Source organism: Synechococcus sp. CS-197, assembly GCF_025128215.1.
In the GTDB taxonomy this organism is placed as follows: Bacteria; Cyanobacteriota; Cyanobacteriia; order PCC-6307; family Cyanobiaceae; genus Synechococcus_C.
On the sequence record NZ_JAHLZC010000008.1, the window covers coordinates 27,584 to 47,297 of the forward strand.

The 19,714-nt window shown below is 55.8% G+C and carries 21 protein-coding genes; 10 read left to right on the forward strand and 11 right to left on the reverse strand.

Annotation, left to right across the window (positions count from 1 at the left end):
* Genes KQ296_RS01905 through pds form a run of 4 tightly spaced genes read right to left on the reverse strand, consistent with a single transcriptional unit; the run spans position 1 to position 5,508 of the window.
* Positions 1 to 1,035, reverse strand: coding sequence for a response regulator (locus KQ296_RS01905; protein ID WP_011934157.1), 1,035 nt, complete (start codon positions 1,033 to 1,035; stop codon positions 1 to 3).
* A complete protein-coding gene (locus KQ296_RS01910) occupies positions 1,035 to 1,409 on the reverse strand; it encodes a response regulator (protein WP_011934158.1) in 375 nt (124 codons plus the stop codon). Before KQ296_RS01910 ends, KQ296_RS01905 begins: the two co-directional genes overlap by 1 nt.
* Complete coding sequence (locus tag KQ296_RS01915; RefSeq protein ID WP_011934159.1) at positions 1,406 to 4,081, reverse strand: Cache 3/Cache 2 fusion domain-containing protein; 2,676 nt, start codon at positions 4,079 to 4,081, stop codon at positions 1,406 to 1,408. The genes KQ296_RS01910 and KQ296_RS01915 overlap by 4 nt, the downstream gene beginning before the upstream one ends.
* Positions 4,082 to 4,086: 5 nt before the next feature.
* On the reverse strand, positions 4,087 to 5,508 hold the full coding sequence (pds, locus tag KQ296_RS01920; RefSeq protein ID WP_011934160.1) for a 15-cis-phytoene desaturase: 1,422 nt from the start codon (positions 5,506 to 5,508) through the stop codon (positions 4,087 to 4,089).
* Positions 5,509 to 5,616: 108 nt separating this feature from the next.
* Here pds and KQ296_RS01925 point away from each other — a divergent pair, with 108 nt between their 5' ends.
* Positions 5,617 to 5,964: an NAD(P)H-quinone oxidoreductase subunit M gene (locus KQ296_RS01925; protein ID WP_011934161.1), complete on the forward strand. Its 348-nt coding sequence runs from the start codon at positions 5,617 to 5,619 to the stop codon at positions 5,962 to 5,964.
* On the forward strand, positions 5,961 to 6,593 hold the full coding sequence (locus KQ296_RS01930) for a DUF3172 domain-containing protein (protein WP_011934162.1): 633 nt from the start codon (positions 5,961 to 5,963) through the stop codon (positions 6,591 to 6,593). Before KQ296_RS01925 ends, KQ296_RS01930 begins: the two co-directional genes overlap by 4 nt.
* Here the strand turns inward: KQ296_RS01930 and KQ296_RS01935 are convergent.
* Positions 6,584 to 7,597, reverse strand: coding sequence for a LysR family transcriptional regulator (locus KQ296_RS01935; protein WP_011934163.1), 1,014 nt, complete (start codon positions 7,595 to 7,597; stop codon positions 6,584 to 6,586). The genes KQ296_RS01930 and KQ296_RS01935 overlap by 10 nt on opposite strands.
* A 131-nt stretch (positions 7,598 to 7,728) precedes the next feature.
* Here KQ296_RS01935 and KQ296_RS01940 point away from each other — a divergent pair, with 131 nt between their 5' ends.
* The 7 genes from KQ296_RS01940 to KQ296_RS01970 all read left to right on the forward strand — a co-directional run bounded on the left by KQ296_RS01940 (position 7,729) and on the right by KQ296_RS01970 (position 15,165).
* Entirely contained in the window at positions 7,729 to 8,430 is a 702-nt protein-coding gene (locus tag KQ296_RS01940; RefSeq protein WP_041428971.1) for an NnrU family protein, read from the forward strand.
* A 34-nt stretch (positions 8,431 to 8,464) separates the two neighbouring features.
* Positions 8,465 to 10,477 carry an NAD(P)H-quinone oxidoreductase subunit 5 gene (locus KQ296_RS01945; protein WP_186472057.1) on the forward strand — a complete coding sequence of 671 codons (2,013 nt, stop codon included), beginning with the start codon at positions 8,465 to 8,467 and terminating at the stop codon, positions 10,475 to 10,477.
* 49 nt (positions 10,478 to 10,526) lie between these two features.
* Positions 10,527 to 10,988 (forward strand): hypothetical protein, encoded by a 462-nt coding sequence (locus tag KQ296_RS01950; protein WP_259726315.1) that lies wholly within the window; start codon positions 10,527 to 10,529, stop codon positions 10,986 to 10,988.
* Between the two features lie 31 nt (positions 10,989 to 11,019).
* A complete protein-coding gene (locus tag KQ296_RS01955; protein WP_259726316.1) occupies positions 11,020 to 11,148 on the forward strand; it encodes a hypothetical protein in 129 nt (42 codons plus the stop codon).
* A 180-nt stretch (positions 11,149 to 11,328) separates the two neighbouring features.
* A complete protein-coding gene (locus KQ296_RS01960) occupies positions 11,329 to 12,984 on the forward strand; it encodes an NAD(P)H-quinone oxidoreductase subunit 4 (RefSeq protein WP_011934167.1) in 1,656 nt (551 codons plus the stop codon).
* A 53-nt stretch (positions 12,985 to 13,037) separates the two neighbouring features.
* A complete protein-coding gene (locus KQ296_RS01965) occupies positions 13,038 to 13,940 on the forward strand; it encodes a segregation/condensation protein A (protein ID WP_011934168.1) in 903 nt (300 codons plus the stop codon).
* A gap of 46 nt (positions 13,941 to 13,986) precedes the next feature.
* Positions 13,987 to 15,165, forward strand: coding sequence for an NDP-sugar synthase (locus KQ296_RS01970; protein ID WP_011934169.1), 1,179 nt, complete (start codon positions 13,987 to 13,989; stop codon positions 15,163 to 15,165).
* Here KQ296_RS01970 and KQ296_RS01975 read toward each other — a convergent pair.
* Positions 15,146 to 16,039: a methylenetetrahydrofolate reductase gene (locus KQ296_RS01975; protein WP_011934170.1), complete on the reverse strand. Its 894-nt coding sequence runs from the start codon at positions 16,037 to 16,039 to the stop codon at positions 15,146 to 15,148. The two genes, KQ296_RS01970 and KQ296_RS01975, sit on opposite strands and share 20 nt — an antisense overlap.
* 88 nt (positions 16,040 to 16,127) lie before the next feature.
* Here KQ296_RS01975 and KQ296_RS01980 point away from each other — a divergent pair, with 88 nt between their 5' ends.
* Positions 16,128 to 16,406 (forward strand): helix-turn-helix transcriptional regulator, encoded by a 279-nt coding sequence (locus tag KQ296_RS01980; protein WP_011934171.1) that lies wholly within the window; start codon positions 16,128 to 16,130, stop codon positions 16,404 to 16,406.
* A 208-nt stretch (positions 16,407 to 16,614) separates the two neighbouring features.
* Here KQ296_RS01980 and KQ296_RS01985 read toward each other — a convergent pair whose 3' ends face one another.
* The 5 genes from KQ296_RS01985 to ndhI are packed head-to-tail and all read right to left on the reverse strand — an operon-like array spanning position 16,615 to position 19,695.
* Entirely contained in the window at positions 16,615 to 17,124 is a 510-nt protein-coding gene (locus KQ296_RS01985) for a CYTH domain-containing protein (protein WP_011934173.1), read from the reverse strand.
* Between the two features lie 7 nt (positions 17,125 to 17,131).
* Positions 17,132 to 18,073 carry an NAD(+) kinase gene (locus KQ296_RS01990; protein WP_011934174.1) on the reverse strand — a complete coding sequence of 314 codons (942 nt, stop codon included), beginning with the start codon at positions 18,071 to 18,073 and terminating at the stop codon, positions 17,132 to 17,134.
* 15 nt (positions 18,074 to 18,088) lie between these two features.
* Positions 18,089 to 18,421, reverse strand: a complete 333-nt coding sequence (gene nuoK, locus KQ296_RS01995; protein WP_011934175.1) for an NADH-quinone oxidoreductase subunit NuoK — start codon at positions 18,419 to 18,421, stop codon at positions 18,089 to 18,091.
* 21 nt (positions 18,422 to 18,442) lie between these two features.
* Positions 18,443 to 19,042: an NADH-quinone oxidoreductase subunit J gene (locus tag KQ296_RS02000; protein ID WP_011934176.1), complete on the reverse strand. Its 600-nt coding sequence runs from the start codon at positions 19,040 to 19,042 to the stop codon at positions 18,443 to 18,445.
* Positions 19,039 to 19,695 (reverse strand): NAD(P)H-quinone oxidoreductase subunit I, encoded by a 657-nt coding sequence (ndhI, locus tag KQ296_RS02005; RefSeq protein WP_011934177.1) that lies wholly within the window; start codon positions 19,693 to 19,695, stop codon positions 19,039 to 19,041. Before ndhI ends, KQ296_RS02000 begins: the two co-directional genes overlap by 4 nt.
* Between the last annotated feature and the right edge of the window lie 19 nt (positions 19,696 to 19,714).

Here is a 19,714-nt window from a genome sequence, read left to right on the forward strand (position 1 = left end):
TCAAGCACCCAGCTGCTGACGCCGTTGGCGCATCAACCGCGCACGGTCGGAGAGGGACTGGAAAGCAGGATCGCTGGTGATGGCCTTGACCTGCGAAACAACGGATTGACGGCTGATCTTAACCTCTAGCTTCTGGATTGTCACATGCAGCGCTGTGTCATTGTCGACTAGCACTGACGCAATCTCAGACACATGGCTGAGCAAGCGCGTCACGTTGGGATCATGGCTGGACGTAGCCGACAATTGACTGATCACTGACTGCGCTTGATCAATTTGAGCGCGTACACGTGATTGCGCCTCCTTAAGGTTCTCGTAAAGCGTTAAGTCGTCGTCATAACGGAATTTCTTTTCCAGTGATGAGTCAACCCGTGCTCGCAGCAATGTGAGGTTGCAGGGCTTCGGCAAGTAATCATCAGCGCCACAATCAATACAACGGATCACCACATCGATATCATCCAATCCAGAGATCATGATCACTGGAATCATAGAGAATTGATCATTGGCTTTTAAATACTCCAAGACCTGTTCTCCATTGAGGCGAGGCATCTGCACATCTAAAAGAATCAGATCGAATGGCTTCTCTTTAACACTACTCACCGCGATCTCACCATCTTCAGCCGTTGAAACGACGTGGCCTTGCCGTGATAGTGCAGCAACAAGCAAATCTCGATTGCTTGCATTGTCATCAACCACCAATACCCTTCCTTTTCGACCAGCCAGACGATCTGACTGGCGCAAATGCTCTTTGTTAGTGTGATTAGTTTTGAGCTGAACGACAGAACCTGACGACTTTTCTTCTGTCGAAGAGTGCTTTTCAGCTTTTAATTCCTGAGGTGTTAATCGGCTGCGGATCATCTCCAACAAAACAAGTGCGGAGTCCTTAATCTTAGATAGGTCTTCTGTCGCGAGATCTTCTCCTGCTTCCAGTTCTTCAGTTAAAAGCTCGCTATAACCAACAATTTGGTTGATCGGATTATAAAGGTCGTGGCGTAGGAGCCTTAGATTTGTTTCTTCAGAAATGGAATGATCTGACATTATGAAGCACTCCTTTCCAACAGGTTGTTGATTTTCTCAAGCAAACGGGGTAAATCGATTGGCTTGGTATCAAAATCATCACACCCAGCACTGAGGCAGGCTTCACGGTCTTGCATCATGGCGTGAGCCGTCAGCGCAATGACTGGGATAGCTTGGGTTTGGGGATCATCTTTTAATCGTCGCGTTGCATCGAATCCATCGATCACTGGCAAACCGATGTCCATCAAAATCAAATCAGGCTGCAGCGCATTGGCACGTTCGATGGCAGCAGCGCCATCGAACGCCATCTCAACTGTAAAACCCTTACGAGTGAGCCGACGCGACAGCATATCGCGGTTCAACTCGTTGTCTTCAACCAGCAAGATCACTGTCATGGTGTCGATGGTACCTCGGTCGAGAGCGTGATGAGTTCTTCAATAACAGAGATAAGCACATGAACACTATCATTGGTTAATGGAAGCCAACGCGTACCTACCGCATCCAACCTTGTGAGAACATCAAGCGATAAATTGTTTGAAGAAATAGCAACAAGCGGCAATTCTCGTGCGTTGTAATGTTTGCGGATGCGCTCAATCATCAACATTGTTGGCTCAAGGCGGTAAGTCATATCCACGATCATGAGATGTGGACAGTGCTTTAAAACAGATGCCTCCATTGCGCCTGGTTCCTGCTCGATCGTGAGCTGGCATGGAATATTTTCAAGCGACTCAAGCTTTTCTTGAATCTTCAAACCGAGATCAGAGCAATTTTGCAGCAAGGCGATATCTAAATGATTCGCCTTGTGGCTGATGCTCACACGATTTAAAATTGACTCCAATCGATCCCAATCGATCGGTTTCTGTAAGCAACCAGCGGCACCGAGCATCGCTGACAATTTCTGCGTGTCATCCCGGCTGACAACCACAACCGGCAATGAAGATAACTTTCGATCACTCTTTACCATTGCAAGAACATTCCATTCATCTGATCTTGACGTATTGATATCTACGATCAAAGCATCAGGCTGAATGCTGACGATCGACTCGAAACCAGCTTCTCCGTTGGGAACACCAAAAACCTCAAAATTATTTTTTTTCAAAAAACGCTTAATCAAATCCATGGAATCTTGATCATCATCAGCAACGACAATTTTTCCACGGCTTACTGATGAGGAACTAGTCTCAGCACTTTGCGAGCTACCTTGAGTTTGCTCTGTAGAAGCATGGGTATCGGAGGTCTCTTCAGAGACTTCAGATGATGCATAACGTGGGAGAATCATCGTAAAGGTGCTACCCACACCTAACGAACTTTGTACACTGATATCACCACCCATTAAGCGACTGAGTTTCCTACTCAGGGACAAGCCAAGTCCAGTACCTCCATATTGGCGTGTTGTACTTGCATCTGCTTGACTAAAATCACTAAACAACTTTGCTTGCTGTTTCTCTGACATCCCGATTCCAGTATCGATGACTGAGAACGAAACCTGAGGAATACCAGCTTCAGAGTTCAAAAGCCTGCAAGACAAGCGTACTGAACCGTTCTCAGTGAACTTACAAGCATTACCGATAAGATTGATAAGAGACTGACGCACCTTTGTAACATCCAGAAAAGCCATATCATCATCTCGAGAAGGTCTCTCACAAACAAATTGATTCTTATTTTTTTGAGCAAGAGGCTCAGCCGTCGCGCACACATCATCTAAAACTTTATTAATCGAAAAACTTTCATTGTAAACAGTCATTTTTCCAGCCTCGATTTTCGAAAGATCAAGAACGCCATTGATCAATCCCAAAAGATGACGTCCCGAGGACAATATTTTTTCCAGGTCAACAACAAAATCGCTCGGCTCTAACTCCTCTGACTCTTCGATCAGCATTTCGCTGTAGCCAATAATCGCATTCATCGGTGTACGGAGCTCATGGCTCATATTCGCCAAAAACTCACTTTTTGCCTTACTCGCTAGGAATGCTGTTTTCTTTGCTCGGTGGGCGCGCATACTTTGATGTTCTGCCTCGAGACGGAGCTTCTCCGCCTCAAGTAACGTCATTTTCAGTCGCCTCTCGAAAAACACAGTAACCAAAATTACCAGTAACAAAATAAGAGTGATTGGCGCCATCGATACAAAAACAATGCGAGCAGCCAAATCATTAATTTCAGATACTTTAGAGCCAACATAAATCTGAAAGCCCCAGCGCTCGAATGGATACTGTTGTATCTCAAATCCATCAACCAGCATCTGCTGATTGTTGCTTTGCCTTGATTGATCAATAATGGATTGAATCTTTTCACGCGGCTTACCGACCGTGAGGTAGACAATGTCCCCTTTATCGTCAACAAGAGTCAGAAATCCAAGAGATCCAACCGCTGATGTTTGGATCACTTGCCCAACATCGCGAAGCTCCTCCAAGGGATAACCGACCCCCACAGCGCCAATAACATTGTTTTTACGATCTTCAATTGGTTTATATTGAGTGATGTAAGGCCTGCCAAATAGATATTCAATCCCGTAGGATTCTTTACCCTGCAGCAGCAGAGGTTTTACCTTTCCGTCTATATTTAGAACTGTTCCTTGCGCCAATTCACCACTCTGCTTACGCACAGTTGTTTTGACGCGAACAAACTCTCCGTTTCGAATCAGGAATAATGTTGCCTGAGCACCGAGACTGTCATCGAGCATGTCAAAGACTCGGTCCACTCTCTGAGAAGAACCATCCTCGAACTCCTTCAACGAATCAAGAATTAACTCACGCGACTGTTCGTCAGACCGCGGCGAAGCGGTTTGACCATCACTCAACGTGGCAAAGATAAAACTAATGTCAGCTTCTGTAAGACTCCGGTAGAAAGAGTCAACCAGATCAAGCTGTGCTGCTGTTGAGCGAATGAGTTGATCGGTTCTTTCCAGAAAATATTGTTGCGTGCGTTCGCGCAAGCGCACATAGGTATAACCAACCGATCCAACGATGAGTGTAGCAACAACTAAAATCCAGGTTCGCGACAAACGCTGAACACGCTCGGAACGGGATTCCGAGGTTCCAAGCAAACGTTGCTTAATGGCTTTCAGCATTCAAGCTATCCCACAGGAGCCGATTGTTCTTTCTCGAACATCCCACTCAGTCGATCGCACTGACCGTCCACCGCTCCAGCGCAGAGTTTGCCGCTCAGCACAGCACCTTCCATTGAGGCCAAATAGCGCTGCATTGTGTAGTCACCAGCAAGGAAGAAATTCTTGATCGGTGTGGTTTGATCAGGACGCAGCTTCTGACAACCCGGAGTGGTCTTGTAGACCGAAAGAGGAGTCTTCACAACCTTGTACTTGCGCAGGGTGGCGGGATTATCGCCACTGAAGTGCATGGGGAACAGTTTCTTGAGCTCACCCATGGTGGCTTCGATGATCTCCTCATCGGGACGACCGATCCAATCCTTGGCTGGAGCAAAGACCAGCTCCAGCATGGAACGGTCTGGGTCTTCGTACTCCTTGCAGGTGATGCTCATGTCGGCATACACACTCAACAGTGGAGAGCGGCTGAAAAGAAGGTGGTCGATGTCGGTGAGTTTGCGGTCAAACCAGAGATGCAGGTTGATCACGGGCACCCCTCGCAATCCGTCCAGCTTTTGAAAGACGTCCATCTGTTTCCAAGGCTCTGGAAGCAGCAACTTGAAGGGATCCACGGGCAAGGCGCTCACATAGGCATCAGCCGTGAGGTCGAAACTCTCCTTGCCTTTCACACCGCCGATATGAAACGCCGCCACAGAGCCGTCGGGGTTCAGCTTGATTTCACGAAGTGGGCTATCAAGATGAACCTCGCCACCCAGGGAGTGAATGTGTTCGACCATTGGTTCGCAGAGGCGCTCCGGTGGAGCACCATCCAGGAACGCCATCTGCGAACCGTTTTTCTCCTGCAAAAAGCGATTCAGGGCTGTGAGTACCACAGTGGATGAAATTTCATCGGGATCGATGAAGTTCAGAGCCTTACTCATGGCAATGAACACTTCATCATTGACTCGCTCAGGGATGTTATGAATTTTCAGCCACTCAGTCCATGAATACTGATCACACTCCTCGACGTAGCCCTGCCCCCTGAGCATGGCCGGCACCAGGCCCAGACCGAAACTGATCTTCTCCGGCCAGGTGAGCATGTCGTTGTTACCGAGAATGGCGGCAACGCCATTCACCGGAGCCGGAAGATCAGGAAAGTCGAAACGGCTGTAGGTACCAGGCTCTTCCGGCTGGTTAAAAATCATCGAGTGGCTTTTCCACTGCAGCCTGTCTTCGATACCAAGCTCCTTGAACAGCTGGAGCATGTTGGGGTAAGCCCCAAAGAAGATGTGTAGGCCGGTTTCGTACCAATCCCCGTCTTCGTCTTTCCAGGCCGCCACCTTGCCGCCAAGCACGTCACGGGCTTCCACCACAACAGGCGTGTGACCTGCATCTGCGAGGTATTTGGCACAGGACAGTCCTGCCAGGCCGGCTCCCGCGATAGCGACGCGCATGCTTGAGATCAGAAGTTGAAACCAACCTTAAAAGGAGAGCCTCCCGCTCCGCTTCCTAAAGTCGGATCCAATTCGCTCATGCGGTGCTGAAGCCGCAACGTCGTCCCCATGGCCGAGACCCTGCTCAAGAGCACCACGCGCCACATCCGCCTCTTCACGGCTCGGGTTGAAAACGGTGATCTCGTCCCCGATCCAGAGCAGCTCACGTTGGACCTTGACCCGGACAACGAATTCCTCTGGACCGAGGGCACGGTGACCACAATCCAGACGCGCTTCCGCGACCTGGTTGAAAGCTATGCAGGCCAACCCCTCAACGACTACAACCTCCGGCGCATCGGCACCGAACTCGAGGGAAGCATCCGCGAGCTTCTTCAAGCTGGAAGCCTCACCTACAACCCTGACTGCAGGGTGATGAACTACTCCATGGGCCTGCCAAGGACCCCTGAACTGCTGTGAGCCGCTCCCCTTACGACCGTCCCCGCGGCGGCAACGACCGTCGCTCCGATGACCGCCGTCGCATGAGAGATCCCCGCTTGGATGAAAGGCGCAGCGATCGTGGCTACGGAGGCCCACCTCCCGACCAACCTGGCGGCCCAGGACTGCGCCTCAACAGTGCCACCATTGCCGTTCTGGCTGGTGTGCTCGTCATTGGAATTGGCATCGGCAGCGCCGTCACCAGCACAACGCAAGGCGACCAGGGCAATATCGCCAGTTCTCAACAGCTCGACATGGCCGTGCCGGATCCTGAGTTTTGCCGGCAATGGGGTGCCAGCGCCTTCGTGATGGATATCGAGATGTACACCACGCTCAACCCGTCCAGCAGCTTCGTCACCCAACCCACACTGCAACCGGGCTGTGTGATCCGCCGTGAAAACTGGGCTGTTCTCAGAAAGGAAGGGGCCATCACCTCCGCCCAGGAACGGGAATGCAAGCAGCGGATGAACACCTTCGCTTACATCGGTTCCGTGCGAGACAAACCAGTGGTGCGCTGCGTGTATCAAACCGACATCAGTCAGAACAAGTTTCTGACCCGCGGCGTTGCCGACGACACCGTGGGCATCACCCCGGAAGCTGATCAGTTCTGATCTTGGCTCGGCAGGGGATCGGCTCCTCCATCTCCTGCTTCCCCAGCCAACCCGCTCCCTCTGGCTTGGCGCAAAGGGCTGTCAGCACTGGCGAACACCGGTAAGACATCGCGGCGAAACGCCTCTGCGGCCCGAGAGCAGTACCGGGAGGGGTTGGTGATCAGCTTCAGCTGTCGCCGAACCTGAAGATCCACCACCGCCGGACGGTGCAACGTGTTCGCGGTGAGCTCCCGCTCAATCGACACCACAGGGAGGAACGCTGCTCCAAGACCGGCCTGAACAGCATTCTTGATGGCCTCAAAAGAATTCAACTCCATCTCAATGCGCAGACGGGGCACATCGAGACCGGAACGCGCCAAGAGCTGATCCACCATTTTGCGGGTCGTGGACTGCGCATCCAGGCTGACGAAGCCAAGGCGGTAGAGGTCGTCCTTGCTGAGCTCCACCAGACGCGAGAGGGGATGCTTGATGGGCAGCACAAGAGCCAACTCATCGCTGGCGTAGGGCACGACCTGCAGAAGTTCATTGAGTTCAGCAGGAAGCTCCCCGCCAATGATCGCCAAATCGATCTGACCGTTGGCAACGCTCCATCCCGTCCGCCGGGTGCTGTGCACGTGCAGCTGCACTGACACATCAGGGAATTTTTGGCGGAACAGTCCGATCATCCGCGGCATCAGGTAAGTGCCGGTCGTCTGACTCGCCCCCACGAGCAGCGAACCACCTTTGAGGTCATGAAGATCATCCAGCGCGCGGCAAGCCTCATGGCACTGGCTCAGGATTCGATCGCAGTAACTGAGGAGAAGGTGACCTGCTTCGGTGAGCTGAGCCTTGCGTCCACCACGATCAAACAGCGACACCTCAAGCTGTTTTTCAAGGTTCTGAATCTGGAGGCTGACAGCCGGTTGGGTGACGTAAAGACTGTCAGCAGCCTTCTTGAAGCTTCCTTCGCTGACGATGGCCCGCAGGATGCGCAGCTGATCCAGAGTGAAGGGCAGATCGGCCATGGAGAGCTGCCTTGAGGCAGCAGGGACTTGAAAACTGTAAGTGCGCCCTTCCCCCCAGACTCCAGAATCAACACTCTTGCAGCATCTCGTTGGCTGAAGTCACCGGCGATCTCCACCACAGCAGCCTGGTCATGATTCTGCTGCTCTTGGTGTTCGCCATCATTCACAGCGGCGGTGCGGCGTTGCGAAGTCGTGCGGAGGAGCGGATCGGTGCTCGGGCCTGGCGGTTGGTCTTTGCCGCCCTGAGCATTCCATCAGCTGTCGTGGTGATCGGCTACTTCCTGGCCCACCGCTACGACGGCATCCGTCTGTGGAATCTCCAGGGCGTTCCCGGCATGGTTCCCGCCGTGTGGATCGTGACGGCGATCAGTTTTCTCTTCTTGTGCCCCGCCACCTACAACCTGCTGGAAATTCCCGCCGTTCTGAAACCGCAGGTGCGTCTCTACGCCACCGGAATCATCCGCATCAGTCGACACCCCCAGGCTGTTGGACAAATTCTCTGGTGCCTCAGCCACGCCCTCTGGATCGGAAGCAGCTTCATGCTCGTGACCTGCGTAGGCCTAATCGGACATCATCTTTTTGCCGTCTGGCACGGCGACCGTCGCCAGAGGGCTCGGTTCGGAGAGGCGTTCGAAACCCTGCGATCGGAAACCTCGGTCGTTCCATTCGTGGCGATTGTTGACGGCCGGCAGCAGCTGATTTTGAAAGAACTCGTCAGGCCAGCTCAGTTGGGAATCGCCATTGCCGTGGGTGTGTTTTGGTGGGCGCATCGCTACATCCCGGCCGGTGGGATGGCTTTTCTGCATTCCCGTCTTGGAGAAGTGCTGAACTGAGCTGCTTACACTCTTAACAACACGTTTTCTCCGGATGCCCTCGGCTGCCGATTCCGCCTGGTTGATTCCGGTGCTGCCCCTGATCGGGGCGTTGATCACTGGTCTCGGCCTCATCAGCTTTAACCGCACCATCAACCGCCTGCGCAAGCCGGTTGCACTGCTGCTGATCAGCTGCGTCGGAGCTGCTGCTGTGATCAGCTACGCCGTTCTCTTCGAGCAACTCGGTGGAGCGCCGCCCGTTGAGCACTTGTTCGTTTGGGCCAGTGCCGGTGATTTCAGCCTGCCGATGGGCTACGTGGTCGATCCTCTTGCCGCTGTGATGCTGGCTCTCGTCACCACCGTGGCGTTGCTGGTGATGATTTACTCCCACGGCTACATGGCGCACGACAAGAGCTACGTGCGCTTTTTCACGTACCTGGCGATCTTCAGCAGCTCGATGCTTGGCCTGGTGGTCAGTCCCAACCTGCTGGAGATCTACGTGTTCTGGGAACTGGTGGGGATGTCCTCCTACCTGCTGGTTGGTTTCTGGTACGACCGTGATGGAGCGGCCCACGCGGCACAAAAGGCCTTTGTGGTGAACCGCGTGGGCGACTTTGGCCTCCTGCTTGGCATCCTCGGATTGTTTTGGGCAACGGGAAGCTTCGGCTTCCAGGGCATTGCCGATGGGCTCTCAACCGCTGTCAGCAGCGGCGTCGTTCCTGGCTGGGCCGCTCTGGCCCTCTGCCTGTTCGTGTTCATGGGCCCGATGGCGAAATCGGCCCAGTTCCCTCTGCATGTGTGGTTGCCAGACGCCATGGAGGGCCCCACGCCAATCTCAGCCTTGATTCATGCCGCAACGATGGTGGCTGCGGGCGTGTTTTTGGTTGCCCGGCTGGAGCCGCTTTACAGCCAGTTCCCCGCGGTTGGGGTGTTCATCGCCGTGATCGGAACGCTGACCTGTTTCTTGGGTGCCACGATCGCCCTCACCCAGATGGATCTGAAAAAAGGGCTGGCCTACAGCACCGTGTCTCAGCTGGGTTACATGATGCTGGCCATGGGTTGCGGTGCTCCGGTTGCCGGGATGTTCCACCTGGTCACCCACGCGTTCTTCAAAGCGATGCTCTTCCTGGGGTCAGGGTCCGTGATCCACGCCATGGAGGATGTGGTGGGTCATGAACCCGTACTGGCGCAGGACATGCGCCTGATGGGAGGCCTACGCAAGAAAATGCCCATCACGGCCATCACCTTCCTGATCGGCTGTGTCGCCATCAGCGGAATTCCTCCTCTGGCCGGTTTCTGGAGTAAGGACGAAATCCTTGGTCAGGCTTTTCAGACCTTCCCCCTGCTTTGGGTCGTGGGCTTTCTCACCGCAGGCATGACGGCCTTCTACATGTTCCGGCTGTACTTCCTGACCTTCGAAGGAAGCTTCCGCGGCCATGACGAAGCCCTGCAGGCTCGCCTGATGGAAGCGGCAGGCAAATCCGTGGATGCTGAGCACGCCCACCATGCCGGCACACTGCATGAGTCACCCTGGTCGATGACCACACCACTGCTGGTGTTGGCGGTTCCCTCCATCCTGATTGGCTTGCTTGGCACGCCCTGGAACAGTCGGTTTGCTGCCTTGCTCAACCCGGAGGAAGCTGTTGAGATGGCCGAGCATTTCAGCTGGGGTGAGTTCCTGCCGCTGGCCGGTGCCTCGGTTGCGATCTCGGCAGCAGGAATCACGGTGGCTGTGCTGGCCTATGCCCTGAAACGAATTGATCTTGGACAGCTCGTTGCAGCGCGCTTCCCGAGCGTGAATGCCTTCCTCGCCAACAAGTGGTATCTCGATGCCATCAACGAGAAGCTGTTTGTGCGCGGCAGCCGGAAAATTGCCCGGGAGGTGCTGGAGGTGGATGCCAAGGTCGTGGATGGTGTCGTGAACTTGACCGGCCTCTTAACGCTTGGCAGTGGCGAAGGCCTCAAATATTTCGAAACGGGCCGCGCGCAGTTCTATGCCCTGATCGTGTTCGGAGGGGTGATTGCCCTGGTGGTTTTGTTTGGGGTTCTGGGTGGTCCGATCGCCTGATGGCCAGTTCACGCAGCATTTCTACACTCCGAGCAAACTTCGGAGGAGCATGACCTTTCGATCTCTGTCTGGTTTGGGCTTCACCATTGGATGCCTGAGTCTTTTGACAGGCTGTTCGGGAGGCGAGCTTCTCCATCGCTTTACGTTTTCCCCCGAGGCGATTGAGGCTCAGCAAACGAACCTCAGCTTGCGCAAGGGAGAACGATTGCAGTTCTGGAACAGTCTCGATGTCAGTTATCAGAAGGGAACAAAACTGACCTTCAAGATTGGGCTGAAGCCTGGCAACAGCAAAGAAGAGTCAACCGTCATTTGTGATGCCCTGAATCCCTCGCTCACGATCATGAGCTCAACGGTGGAGCGAAACAGCAGCATCACGAAGTCGTGGAAGCAGGCGCGGATGAACTGCAGTTTTGGTCCTCTCTCTGAGACGCAAACCATCTCCATCACTGCATTGCCAGCCGCCTCCGGACCTGTGCAAGTGAAGCGTTTGATCCTGGACGTGAAGCGCTGAATGATCGCTCGCAGATCCGCGGTTCGCTGCCTTGGCCCTGTTCAACCCGAAGGAAGCTGTTGAAATTGAGATGGCCGAGCACTTCCGCGGGGCTGCCTTCCTGCCTCTTGCCGGAGCCTCAGTTGCAATCTCGGCAGCCGCAATCACTTTGGCTGTTTGACCTATGCCCTGCTCGTGTTCGGAGGGTGACAGCCCTGATGGTGTTGCCTTGGGTTCCTGGGGGTCCGATCGCCTGATGGCCAGCCTGGGGAATCAGGCGTTGTGTGTGTCAACGCCTATCGACAGGATGCCAGTTCACTCAGCATTTCTACACTCCGAGCAGTGGTGAATGTGCTGACCCTTGCTCGAGTTTGCCGTCAGTGCTCCGTTTGACCCGGCAGCTGATATCTCCGCGGGAATCATTCCCGCCCAGTTCCCCTGGCTGAGCCTTTCGATCCTCTTCCCGATCGTTGGTTCGCTGATGGTTCCCTTCATCCCTGATCAGGGTGACGGACGTCAGGTGCGTTGGTTCGCCCTTGGGATCGCCTTAACCACGTTTCTGATCACAGTCGCTGCCTACCTCAATGGCTACGACCCCAGCTTCAGTGGGCTTCAGCTTTCAGAGCGGGTGAGCTGGCTTCCGAATCTCGGCCTGACCTGGGCCGTTGGCGCCGATGGCTTGTCCATGCCCCTGATTCTTCTCACCAGCTTCATCACAACACTGGCCGTTCTGGCCGCGTGGCCTGTGACCTTCAAGCCGAAGCTGTTCTTTTTCCTGATGCTGGCCATGGACGGGGGGCAGATTGCTGTCTTCGCTGTTCAGGACATGCTCCTCTTCTTTCTGGCCTGGGAACTCGAACTGTTGCCTGTGTATTTGCTGCTGGCCATTTGGGGAGGAAAAAAGCGGCAATATGCAGCGACCAAATTCATCCTTTACACCGCAGGAAGCTCTCTATTCATCCTTCTGGCGGCGCTGGCCATGGGCTTCATGGGCGGAGGAACGCCCAATTTCGAATACGCCGTACTGGCCCAGAAAGGGTTCAGCACCAGTTTTCAACTTCTTTGTTACGCAGGCCTACTGATCGCTTTTGGGGTCAAGCTACCGATCGTGCCGCTGCACACCTGGCTTCCTGATGCCCATGGTGAGGCCACAGCTCCTGTGCACATGCTGCTGGCAGGGATCCTTCTGAAAATGGGGGGGTATGCACTGATGCGTTTCAACGCCGAGATGTTGCCAGACGCGCATGCGCAGTTCGCACCGCTGCTTGTGGTTCTGGGTGTGGTCAACATCATTTACGCAGCACTCACCTCCTTCGCCCAACGCAATCTCAAACGCAAGATCGCCTACAGCTCAATCAGTCATATGGGATTTGTGTTGATCGGCATCGGCAGCTTCAGTGCGCTGGGCACGAGCGGAGCCATGCTCCAGATGATCAGCCACGGGCTAATCGGAGCCAGCCTCTTCTTTCTTGTGGGCGCCACCTATGACCGCACCCACACGCTTCAGCTCGATGAGATGGGCGGAGTGGGACAGAAGATGCGCATCATGTTTGCCCTCTGGACCGTGTGCTCTCTGGCGTCCCTGGCTTTGCCAGGAATGAGTGGCTTTGTCAGTGAACTGATGGTCTTCACCGGATTTGCCACCGACGAGGCTTATACCCTCACGTTCCGGATTGTGATTGACGGTTTAGCGGCGGTTGGTGTGATCCTGACTCCGATCTATCTGCTGTCGATGCTGCGAGAAATCTTCTTCGGCAAGGAAAATGTTCAGCTGGCCTCGAACACCAATTTGGTGGATGCCGAGCCCCGCGAGGTTTACATCATCGGCTGTTTGCTGGTGCCGATTATCGGCATCGGCCTCTACCCACGCCTGATGACCGACAGTTACCGCACGGCAATCGAGGCGCTGGTGGATCGTGATGTTGCGGCAATGGAAACCATCAGCCGTCCCACCGCACCGCTGATCCGAAACCCAAGCCTCGCACCTGCTCTGCTTCAGGCACCAAAGCTTCCCTAGGACTGGCCCATCCCTTCCAGGATCGGTACTTTTCCAGGAGATGGTGATCACGGGTGGCAGAAGCCGGGCTGAATCCAAGTGCTGATTCCGGCGCCAGGCTTGCCATTCGTCTGCTCCAGGATGCAGCGCAACGCGGCGATTTAGACCCCTGGGATGTGGATGTGATCGCCGTGGTCGATGGATTCCTCGACCAGCTCAAGCAAAGGATCGAGGTTCCGAAGCGCGTCGCGGCGGAGATCAACAACAGGGGAGGCAGCTACGAACGCGATCTGGCCGACAGCAGCGAAGCCTTTCTGGCCGCATCGGTTTTGGTCAGCCTCAAGGCTGAAGTGCTTGAGGCCCAAACATTCCCACCGGAACCAGTGCTGGAGGAGGCCTTCGACGCTGACTTCGCTGATCAGGGATGGCTGGATCCAAGCTTCGACCTCCCCAGACGTCCTGAAAAACATCTTCTGCGCCGTCCGGTGGCGCCGCCGCCCCTACGCCGACCGGTCACCCTCGGAGAGCTGATTGAACAGCTGGAGTCGATTGCTGAACAGCTGGAGTCGGATGAGCTGGACATGCGTCGACGCCAACGACAGAAACGATTCTCCAATCGCGAAGCGATCGCCCAGGTCGCAGCCCTGGCCCATCGCGAAAAGCTTCCGGAAACCACCGCCGCACTTGGTGTGTTCCTCAACAAGTGGGAACAGGCTCTGCAGTGGGTCAACTTCGAGAGCCTCGTTGAGCGCTGGGGCGACGCTGCTGCGCCGGATCTCGACACCGATCGTGTCGGTGTGTTCTGGGCCCTCCTGTTCCTCTCATCACAGGGTCAAGTGGAGTTGGAGCAGGTCGGGACTTTGCATGGACCGATTCAGCTCAGACGGCTTCTGGAGCCTGGCGCCATGGCACAACTCCCCCTGACCAGCCTTGACGTGCCAGATGTCGTGCCGGCCAAAGCAGCGATAGCCGCCTAAGCCCCCACTTATGGTGGCTTTTCGAATCAAAAGCTGTGTAACGCCGATGAAGGCGATGATCCTGGCCGCGGGCAGAGGAACAAGGGTCCAGCCGATCACCCACGTGATCCCCAAACCCATGATTCCGATCCTGCAAAAGCCGGTGATGGAGTTCCTGCTCGAACTTCTCAAGGAGCATGGGTTCAAGGAGGTGATGGTGAATGTGTCTCACCTCGCTGAAGAAATCGAGAATTACTTCCGCGATGGTCAGCGATTCGGCGTAGAGATCGCTTACAGCTTCGAGGGAAGAATCGAAGATGGCGAGTTGATTGGTGATGCCCTCGGCTCAGCGGGTGGGCTGAAAAAAATCCAGGATTTTCAGAGATTTTTCGACGACACCTTTGTGGTGCTTTGCGGTGATGCGCTCATCGACCTTGATCTCACCGAGGCCGTGCGCCGCCATCGAGAAAAGGGTGCCATGGCCAGCCTGATCACCAAAAGGGTCCCTAAAGATCAGGTGAGCAGCTACGGCGTTGTTGTCAGTGATCAAGAAGGCCAGATCAAAGCCTTCCAAGAGAAGCCAACGATTGAGGAAGCCCTCAGCGACACGATCAATACCGGTATCTACCTCTTCGAACCCGAGATCTTCGATCACATTCCATCAGGTCAATCATTTGATATCGGCTCCGACCTCTTCCCGAAGCTGGTGGAACTCGGAGCTCCCTTCTACGCCCTGCCCATGGATTTTGAATGGGTCGATATTGGCAAGGTTCCCGACTACTGGCAGGCCATCCGCAGCGTGCTGCAGGGCGAAGTCCGGCAGGTGGGCATCCCTGGCAAGCAAGTACGTCCCGGTGTGTATGCCGGCCTGAACGTGGCGGCCAACTGGGATCGCATCAATGTGCAGGGGCCGGTTTATGTGGGCGGAATGACCCGAATCGAAGACGGAGCCACCTTGATCGGTCCCTCGATGATTGGCCCCAGCTGCCACATCTGCGAAGGGGCCACGATCGACAACTCCATCATTTTTGACTACTCGAGAATCGGTGCCGGCGTGCAGCTGGTGGAGAAACTGGTGTTCGGTCGCTACTGCGTTGGCCGCAACGGCGACCATTTCGACCTTCAGGAAGCAGCGCTCGACTGGCTGATCACCGATGCCCGTCGCCAAGATCTTGTGGAGCCCTCCCCCCAGCAAAAGGCCATGGCCGAGCTGCTCGGCACCGACCTCACTGCACCGGCAAGCTGACACCGGCACGGTCCAACACCTCAGGAATGCGCTGTTCCGCTTTCACAGCCATCAGATGCACCCCCTGGGCGATTCCTGTGAACTGACGCACCTGCTCAGCAGCAATCGCGATGCCTTCAGCCATTGGGTCCTTGGCCTGATCCAAACGGTCAATCAGATGGTCGGGGATGCATGCACCCGGCACCATGCGATTGATGAACCGGGCATTGCGGGCTGACTTGAGCAAAAACACCCCTGCGAGCACTGGCAGTTCGAGGGGATCGGCAAGGTCTCTGCAGAACCTTTCCAGCGCATGCGGATCCATCACCATCTGCGTTTGCACGAATCGAGCACCGGCCTCACGCTTGCGCGCGAGGCGACGTGACAGACCGGACCAACTCGCGCAGTGGGGATCAGCGGCAGTTCCGGCGAACAGATTGGTTGGACCGTCAACCAGCCTGTCTTTGACAGGATCCTCCCCTCGATTGAACGCGCTCACCTGCTGCAGAAGCCGAACCGACTCCAGCTCGTGGACCGAGCGAACAGACGCTTGATCACCGGCGCGTACTGGATCTCCGGTGAGGCAAAGCACATTGCGGATCCCCAGGGCATGGGCGCCAAGCAGGTCGGCTTGAAGTGCGATGCGGTTGCGATCGCGTCCAGCCATCTGCAGAACGGGCTCCAAGCCGTGATCGAGCAGTAAACGACACACAGCGAGACTGCACATGCGCATCACCGCCCGGCTGCCATCGGTGACATTGATGGCTTGAACACGGCCGCGCAGGCATTCCGCCATCGCGATGGTGTGGGCGGGATCGCCTCCTCTCGGTGGCATGACCTCAGCAGTGATCGTGATGGACCCAGCCTCAAGGCTGCGCTGCAGCGCGGAACTCAAACGACGGAACGCTTCTGAGGGCCACTATGGAAGATCACGTTCTGCGGCGATGCCTAAGATGGTGGCTAGGTTGATCCAGTCGGTCAGTATGACCAAGGCCGAGGGAGCAGACGCAATGAATGTTTCCCTCTCCGCTAGGGAGCTTGAAATCATCGAACTGGTCTCAGAGGGACTGACCAATCAGGAGATTGCCGAGCGACTCACCATCAGCAAGCGCACCGTTGATAATCATGTGAGCAACGTGTTCACAAAAACCGGATCCAAGAATCGCGTTGCCCTCCTCAACTGGGCGATGGATCACGGCAAAATTTGCCGGGATGGCTTCAACTGCTGCTCGCTTCCGGAAGCATCCGACGACGCGTCCTAACCGCCAACGGCAACGGAACGGGAAGGTCGAGCATCGAGCAGTGCGTTAGAGAAAGGTCGAAGAGATCGGCATAAGCAATGCAGGCCTCACGATCGAGACCGATGAATCGCAAAATCCCCTCATGGTCATAGAGGCCGTGCACGGCACCTTCACGTTTCCTGAGAGAAATCTAAAGGAAAACCAAAGAAGCCTTCAAGGGTGTTTGGACTCATTCACCGGTGCTCAAGCCGTAGCTGGATCTCAGCTCATCAGGCCATGCCGCCATGGGAGTGGCAGCGAGGGCCGCATTGCTCCAGCGGCCATCACCCGTTATTTCCTGGCCACACCACGAAGGCACATCAAGAGAGGCCCCTTCACGAGCCAACTCCACCTCAGCGAGCACAAGAGGGGCGTTGTCCCCCTCGAAGCAATCCACAACCCAGTCACCACCGGGCAGCGCGAGGGAATAGCGGGTCTTGATCAGGCGATGAGGTGCCAGATCCCAGAGCGCCTCTGCATCGGTGGTGGGCAGGGGATATTCAAATTCATGGCGTGCAAGTCCCGACGTGGGCGCCTTGAGGGTGAGCCAGGCCTGACCATCGGCGCGCAAGCGCATCCGCACGGTGACACCATCCTTGGACACCGCCAGATAGCCCTGCCTGAGCGGCTGAGGAGCACCTGCCAAGGCACGCCAGCCCGAACCGGTCACCAAGAAACGTCGTTCGATCTCGAGAGGCATCGGGGTTTCAGTTCGGCGAAGGCATGCTGTCGACCAAACTGCCCGCCCAATGCAGTTTGCGCGACAAGGTGCGGTAGTACGAAGGGTTCTGCTCCAGCTGCACCATGAGGGCGTGATGGGGAGCCCGTTGAATCACACAGCATTCCCCAGGTGCCATCACTTCCCCCGCGGCACCATCCTTCCAGAGCTTCACCTGGCGATGGGAATCCCCGAGAGGCCAGATCACCAGACGCGAGCGAGGGGGAAGCACAATCGGTCGACTCGACAAGCTCATCGGACAGATGGCACTGACGATGATTGCGTCAATCCCGGGGTGAAGAATGGGTCCTCCAGCCGCCATGGCGTAGCCGGTGGAACCAGTGGGTGTGGACAGGATCAACCCATCACCCCTCACCTGATCCACCACCTCTCCATCAATCTCCAGTTCCAACGTGCATGTTGGGGCAAGATCCTCGCGATAAGGGCGGAGATAGATGTCGTTGAGAGCCCAGTGCCGTTCCTCCACAGACGTCGCCCCCGAGGGAAGGCCTGAAACGGGACAGGCCAGATCATCGCCTCTGTTGACCACGGCCTGAAGCATCATGCGTCGCTCCATGGCGAAATGATCCTCAAGAATCCGCGTCCAGAGCGTGTCACTGCGCAGCAGGCCAGGCTCATGGGTCAGAAATCCCAGATGGCCACCCACGTTGAAGCAGAGGATGGGGACATCCAGCACGGCCAGGTGCCGAGCGGCTCCAAGCACGGTGCCATCGCCACCGAGAACAACCGCCAAATCAGGCAGCTCAGGCTCAGATGCCAGAAGACCGGGAAAGGGATCCGCCGTGAGCCCACTCATTGCGATCGCAACAGACACACCCAGCAACTCCAACTGGGAAGCACACGCTTTTGCCTCCTTCAGAGCGAGCGGACTGTCAGCCCTATAGATCAGCCAAACCCGTTGCAGCTGCATGGTGGGGGCGCTGCCCTACCAGCGCAGAAGGTTGAAGCGTTCCATGTCCACTGTGACGCGATTGCGATAAAGCGACAAAAGAATCGCCAAACCAACAGCAGCCTCCGCCGCAGCCACGGTGATCACAAAAACCGAGAACACCTGTCCTCGAATCAACTGTCCATCCACGTAGGACGAGAACGCCATGAGATTGATGTTCACGGCGTTGAGCATCAACTCGATGCTCATGAGCACCCGAACAGCGTTACGACTGTTGATCAGCCCCCAAACTCCTGTGCAGAACAAAACTGCCGCAACAAGAAGGTAAGCCTCGAGGGGAACGGAACCGGAAAGCAGCTCAGAAGCCATGGGTGAGAGGGGAAGAGAAGATCAGGCGGGTGGCTGGTCCACCAGCAGAGGAGTGCGTGCTTTTTCGATCAAGCCTTGATCCACAGCTTCACCAGTGCCTGGGTCCACTGCCTGCACATCCCGCCGCGCCAACACGATGGCCCCAATCATGGCCATCAGAAGCAGCACGGATGCCAGCTCGAAGGGAAGCAGGTAGTCGGTGAAAAGGTGCTCACCGATGCGAATCGTCGCCCCTTCGCCGATGGGCTCTGGCCCCTGAGCCCAAGGCGTGGTGAGCACCACGCGGGTCAGGAGAACGAACAAGCCCGCACAAACCCCACCGGAGAGCAGACGACGGACTGCAATCCCAGGAATCGGAGCCAGATCCTCACGCTTGTTGACCAGCATGATCGCGAACAGGATCAGAACATTGACAGCACCGACATAGACCAGGACCTGGGCGGCTGCCACAAAGCTGGCATTCAGCAGCAAATAAAGGCCAGCGACCGCGAGAAAAACGCCACCCAGGAGGAAGGCCGAGTACACGATGTTGCTGAGGAGCACAACACCAAGGGCTCCCAGAACGATGACAGCGCTGAGAACAAGAAAGCTGATCAGCTGCGTTGACGCTGCGATCGTCATTCAGCGCTCCCCTTGCTGGTGTTGGTTGATGTCGCCGATTCTCCCTCATTGCCTGCTGAGCCACCAGCGTTCTGCTTCAGAGAGGACAGAACCTGGTCGGGACGTTGACCTGCCCGCGGACGCGATGGATCCACGCCATGGGGCTGCACTTCACCGGCCGGAAGATACGCCAATTCCCTGAGGGGTTGGACGGCGGGGTCGGTGGTCACACTGGTTGGGAGCCGCCCGAGGGCCACGTTGTCGAAGTTGAGGCTGTGGCGGTCGAAAGCAGCCAGCTCATACTCCTCCGTCATCGACAGGCAATTGGTGGGGCAGTACTCCACACAGTTGCCACAGAAAATGCAGACCCCGAAGTCGATGGAGTAGTTCCGCAACTCCTTCTTCTTGGTCTCCTTGTTCATCACCCAGTCCACCACTGGGAGGTTGATGGGACAAACCCGCACGCAGACTTCACAAGCGATGCACTTGTCGAACTCGTAGTGAATCCTTCCGCGGTAGCGCTCTGACGGAATCAGCTTCTCGTAGGGGTACTGCACCGTCACGGGACGGCGCTTCATGTGATCGAAGGTGACAGCCAGGCCTTGGGTGAGATTGCGCGCTGCGTCAACAGCGTCGCGGGTGTAGTCACCAACCTGTTTGAGGAAACCGAACATTGGCTGAGGTCAGGTAAGA

What these genes read in the sequence shown, in the direction of transcription:
- KQ296_RS01905 (WP_011934157.1), bottom strand. Translation starts at nt 1,035, where the DNA reads ATGTCAGATCATTCCATTTCTGAAGAAACAAATCTAAGGCTCCTACGC.
- KQ296_RS01910 (WP_011934158.1), bottom strand. Translation starts at nt 1,409, where the DNA reads ATGACAGTGATCTTGCTGGTTGAAGACAACGAGTTGAACCGCGATATG.
- KQ296_RS01915 (WP_011934159.1), bottom strand. Translation starts at nt 4,081, where the DNA reads ATGCTGAAAGCCATTAAGCAACGTTTGCTTGGAACCTCGGAATCCCGT.
- pds (WP_011934160.1), bottom strand. Translation starts at nt 5,508, where the DNA reads ATGCGCGTCGCTATCGCGGGAGCCGGCCTGGCAGGACTGTCCTGTGCC.
- KQ296_RS01925 (WP_011934161.1), top strand. Translation starts at nt 5,617, where the DNA reads ATGGCCGAGACCCTGCTCAAGAGCACCACGCGCCACATCCGCCTCTTC.
- KQ296_RS01935 (WP_011934163.1), bottom strand. Translation starts at nt 7,597, where the DNA reads ATGGCCGATCTGCCCTTCACTCTGGATCAGCTGCGCATCCTGCGGGCC.
- KQ296_RS01940 (WP_041428971.1), top strand. Translation starts at nt 7,729, where the DNA reads ATGATTCTGCTGCTCTTGGTGTTCGCCATCATTCACAGCGGCGGTGCG.
- KQ296_RS01945 (WP_186472057.1), top strand. Translation starts at nt 8,465, where the DNA reads ATGCCCTCGGCTGCCGATTCCGCCTGGTTGATTCCGGTGCTGCCCCTG.
- KQ296_RS01950 (WP_259726315.1), top strand. Translation starts at nt 10,527, where the DNA reads ATGACCTTTCGATCTCTGTCTGGTTTGGGCTTCACCATTGGATGCCTG.
- KQ296_RS01970 (WP_011934169.1), top strand. Translation starts at nt 13,987, where the DNA reads ATGAAGGCGATGATCCTGGCCGCGGGCAGAGGAACAAGGGTCCAGCCG.
- KQ296_RS01980 (WP_011934171.1), top strand. Translation starts at nt 16,128, where the DNA reads ATGACCAAGGCCGAGGGAGCAGACGCAATGAATGTTTCCCTCTCCGCT.
- KQ296_RS01985 (WP_011934173.1), bottom strand. Translation starts at nt 17,124, where the DNA reads ATGCCTCTCGAGATCGAACGACGTTTCTTGGTGACCGGTTCGGGCTGG.
- KQ296_RS01990 (WP_011934174.1), bottom strand. Translation starts at nt 18,073, where the DNA reads ATGCAGCTGCAACGGGTTTGGCTGATCTATAGGGCTGACAGTCCGCTC.
- nuoK (WP_011934175.1), bottom strand. Translation starts at nt 18,421, where the DNA reads ATGGCTTCTGAGCTGCTTTCCGGTTCCGTTCCCCTCGAGGCTTACCTT.
- KQ296_RS02000 (WP_011934176.1), bottom strand. Translation starts at nt 19,042, where the DNA reads ATGACGATCGCAGCGTCAACGCAGCTGATCAGCTTTCTTGTTCTCAGC.
- ndhI (WP_011934177.1), bottom strand. Translation starts at nt 19,695, where the DNA reads ATGTTCGGTTTCCTCAAACAGGTTGGTGACTACACCCGCGACGCTGTT.